The sequence below is a fragment of the Planomonospora corallina genome (assembly GCF_042650625.1).
GTDB lineage: Bacteria > Actinomycetota > Actinomycetes > Streptosporangiales > Streptosporangiaceae > Planomonospora_B > Planomonospora_B corallina.
The window spans coordinates 1-2,820 of the sequence record NZ_JBHSBM010000021.1 but is presented as its reverse complement, the minus strand read 5'-3'; the positions used below and the strand labels follow the sequence as shown (position 1 = coordinate 2,820).

2 protein-coding genes and 1 pseudogene are annotated in these 2,820 nt (G+C 75.5%); 1 reads left to right on the top strand and 2 read right to left on the bottom strand.

Annotated elements, in window-relative coordinates; all coding sequences use genetic code 11:
* Window positions 1–73: 73 nt before the first annotated feature.
* The gene (locus ACFOWE_RS18780) at window positions 74–970 is read right to left on the bottom strand and encodes a TIGR03564 family F420-dependent LLM class oxidoreductase (RefSeq protein ID WP_377289519.1); all 897 of its coding nucleotides are present in this window, start codon (window positions 968–970) and stop codon (window positions 74–76) included.
* A gap of 181 nt (window positions 971–1,151) precedes the next feature.
* On the opposite strand from ACFOWE_RS18780, the gene ACFOWE_RS18775 reads away from it, so the two are divergent.
* Window positions 1,152–2,507, top strand: a complete 1,356-nt coding sequence (locus tag ACFOWE_RS18775; RefSeq protein ID WP_377289517.1) for an alpha-amylase family protein — start codon at window positions 1,152–1,154, stop codon at window positions 2,505–2,507.
* A 76-nt stretch (window positions 2,508–2,583) separates the two neighbouring features.
* Here ACFOWE_RS18775 and ACFOWE_RS18770 read toward each other — a convergent pair.
* A pseudogene (locus ACFOWE_RS18770) lies at window positions 2,584–2,820 on the bottom strand (hypothetical protein); the annotation flags it as partial.

The window sequence follows — 2,820 nt, the reverse complement described above, 5'->3', positions numbered from 1 at the left end:
CGGTGCGGCGCCGTGCCGGACGGCGCGCCCCCACCCGGGGAGCCGGGAGACCCCCGGTCCGCGGACGGGGGCGTCAGAGCAGGGTCTTGAGGAACTCCCGGGTCCGGCCGTCGGTGGTGAACTCGGCCGCGGCGAAGTCGGTGACCCCGGCCTTGGCCAGCGTCTCGATCTGGGCGGCGACGCTCTCCTCGTCCCCGACGATCGCCACGTCGGCCGGGCCCGCCGCGCCCTCGCGGTCGAGCACCGCCCGGTAGGACGGGAGCTGGCCGTAGACGGCGAACACCTCCGCGGCCCTGGCCCGCGCGGCCTCGACGTCGTCGGTGACGCAGACCGGGAGCGCGCAGACGATGCGCGGGGCGGGCCGGCCGGCGGCCCGCGCCGCCTCGGTGACGGCGGGGGCGACGTGCTCGGCGACGGTCCTGGGACCCGTCATCCAGAGCACGGTGCCGTCGGCGACCTCGCCCGCGAGCCTGAGCATGCGCGGGGCCAGCGCGGCGATGAGGACCGGCATGTCCCCCGCGCCCGGCGTGCTGAGCCCGATCCGCCCGGTGAGGGTCTCCCCCGCGACGTCCGCCTTCTCGCCTCGCGCCAGCGGCATCAGGATCGACAGGTACTCGCGCATGTGCCGGGCGGGCTTGTCGTAGCTGTAGCCGTACATGCCCTCGATCACGATCTGGTGGGAGAGCCCGATGCCGAGGTTGAGGCGGCCGTCCAGCGCGGCGTTGACGGTCAGGGCCTGCTGGGCCAGCGCGGCGGGGTGGCGCGGGTAGGTCGGCACGACGGCGGTGCCGAGCTCGATCCCGGGCACCCCGGAGCCCGCCACGGCGAGGGCGGTCAGCGCGTCGACGCCGAAGATGTGGGAGATCCAGGCCGACGTGAAGCCCTCGTCGGCCCCGCGGGCGATCCGCTCGCGGAGCTTGCCGAGCACGTCCGGGCCCTTGGGCTCGTTGATGAACAGGCCGATTCGCATCGCTACAGAACTCCATTCTGGTGGTTCCGGCCAGTGTACGGCCCGCACCGATCTTTGTTCCGTACGCACTCCCCCACCCTCGGCCGGGGAAGGGGAAGGGGAAGGGAGACGGCATACGGCCGCACGGCCGGGGCAGGAGTGACGTCCGGGGCGAAGGCGACGGCCGGGAAGGAGGAGGTCCGTGGCGCCATGGGCCGAGCACGCGATCTGGTGGCAGGTGTACCCCCTGGGCTTCACCGGCGCCGAGACCTCCGCGCTCCCGCCCGGGGAGCCGGCGCGGCACCGCCTCCGGCACGTCGAGGCCTGGCTGGACTACGCGGTGGAGCTGGGCTGCTCCGGCCTGCTGCTGGGCCCGGTCTTCGCCTCGGAGACGCACGGCTACGACACCGTCGACCATTTCCGGATCGACCCCCGCCTCGGTGACGACGCCGACTTCGACCGGCTGGCCTCGGCCGCGCGCGGGCGGGGGCTGCACCTGCTGCTGGACGGGGTGTTCAACCACGTCGGCCGGTCCTTCCCGGTGTTCGCGCGGGCGGCGGGCGACCCGCGCGCGGCGGCGTGGTTCCGCCGGGAGACCGGGGAGACCGGAGCCGGCGGGAGCATCGGGGACGCAGGGGGCACCGGGGAGTACGCGACCTTCGAGGGGCACCACCGCCTCGTCGCCCTCGACCACGACGAGCCCGCCGTGCTCGACCACGTCGTGCGCGTGATGGACCACTGGCTCGCCCGGGGCGCCTCCGGCTGGCGGCTCGACGCCGCCTACGCGGTGCCGGCCCGGTTCTGGCGCGCGGCGCTGGACCGGGTACGGCCGCGCCACCCCCACGCGTGGTTCGTCGGGGAGGTGATCCACGGTGACTACGCCGGATACGTCCACCAGAGCGGACTGGACTCGGTCACCCAGTACGAGCTGTGGAAGGCGATCTGGAGCTCCCTCAACGACGGGAACCTCCACGAGCTGGCCTGGACCCTCCAGCGGCACGTCGCGCTGCTGGAGACCTTCACTCCCCTGACCTTCGTCGGCAACCACGACGTGACCCGGCTCGCCAGCCGCCTGACCGACCGCCGCCATCTCGGCCACGCCCTGGCCGTGCTGTTCACCGTCGGCGGCGTGCCCAGCGTCTACTACGGCGACGAGCAGGGTCTCACCGGGGTCAAGGAGGAGCGGGAGGGCGGGGACGACGCGGTCCGCCCGGTCTTTCCCGCCACCCCCGGCGAGCTGCCCCCATCGGGCCGGCCGGTCCATCTGCTGCACCGGCGCCTGATCGGGCTGCGCCGCCGCCACCCGTGGCTGGTGCGGGCCCGGACCGCCCTGCCGTACCTGGACAACCGGGCCGCCGCGCTGGAGTCCGCCGACCCGGCCGACCCCGGGCACAGGCTGCTGACCCTGCTCAACCTCGACGACCGGCCCCGCCGCCTCCCGGTGGAGACCGGCGGCCTGGCCGTGCTGGAGTCGTCCGGCTCCTCCGGCGGTGCGCCCTCCCCCGCCGATCCGGCCGTCGTGCCCGCCCACGGCTGGACGGTCCTCGGCCGGGCCTGACCCCCGGGCCGGGGACGGCGCCCGCCCCTCCGCGAGGCACGTCCGGGGCGAGCCCGCCGCATCCCGGCTCCGGATCTCAGAGGCCCCCGGCGCGGGCCGGGGCCGACTTCGACCGGCCGGCCTCGGCCGCGGGCCGGGGCGGCGGCACGCTGCCCCGGCCGTCCCTGCCGGGCCGCCGGCGCAGAAGCGCGTCGAGCGCCCACGTCCCCGGGCCGAGCACCGCGATCAGGAAGAACGACCAGCAGAACAGCGCCGAGAGCTCGCCGCCGTTGCGCAGCGGCAGCAGGTGCTCGGGCTGGTGCACCACGAAGTA

Coding starts and splice junctions, on each gene's coding strand:
- ACFOWE_RS18780 (WP_377289519.1), bottom strand. CDS start 970: ATGCGAATCGGCCTGTTCATCAACGAGCCCAAGGGCCCGGACGTGCTC.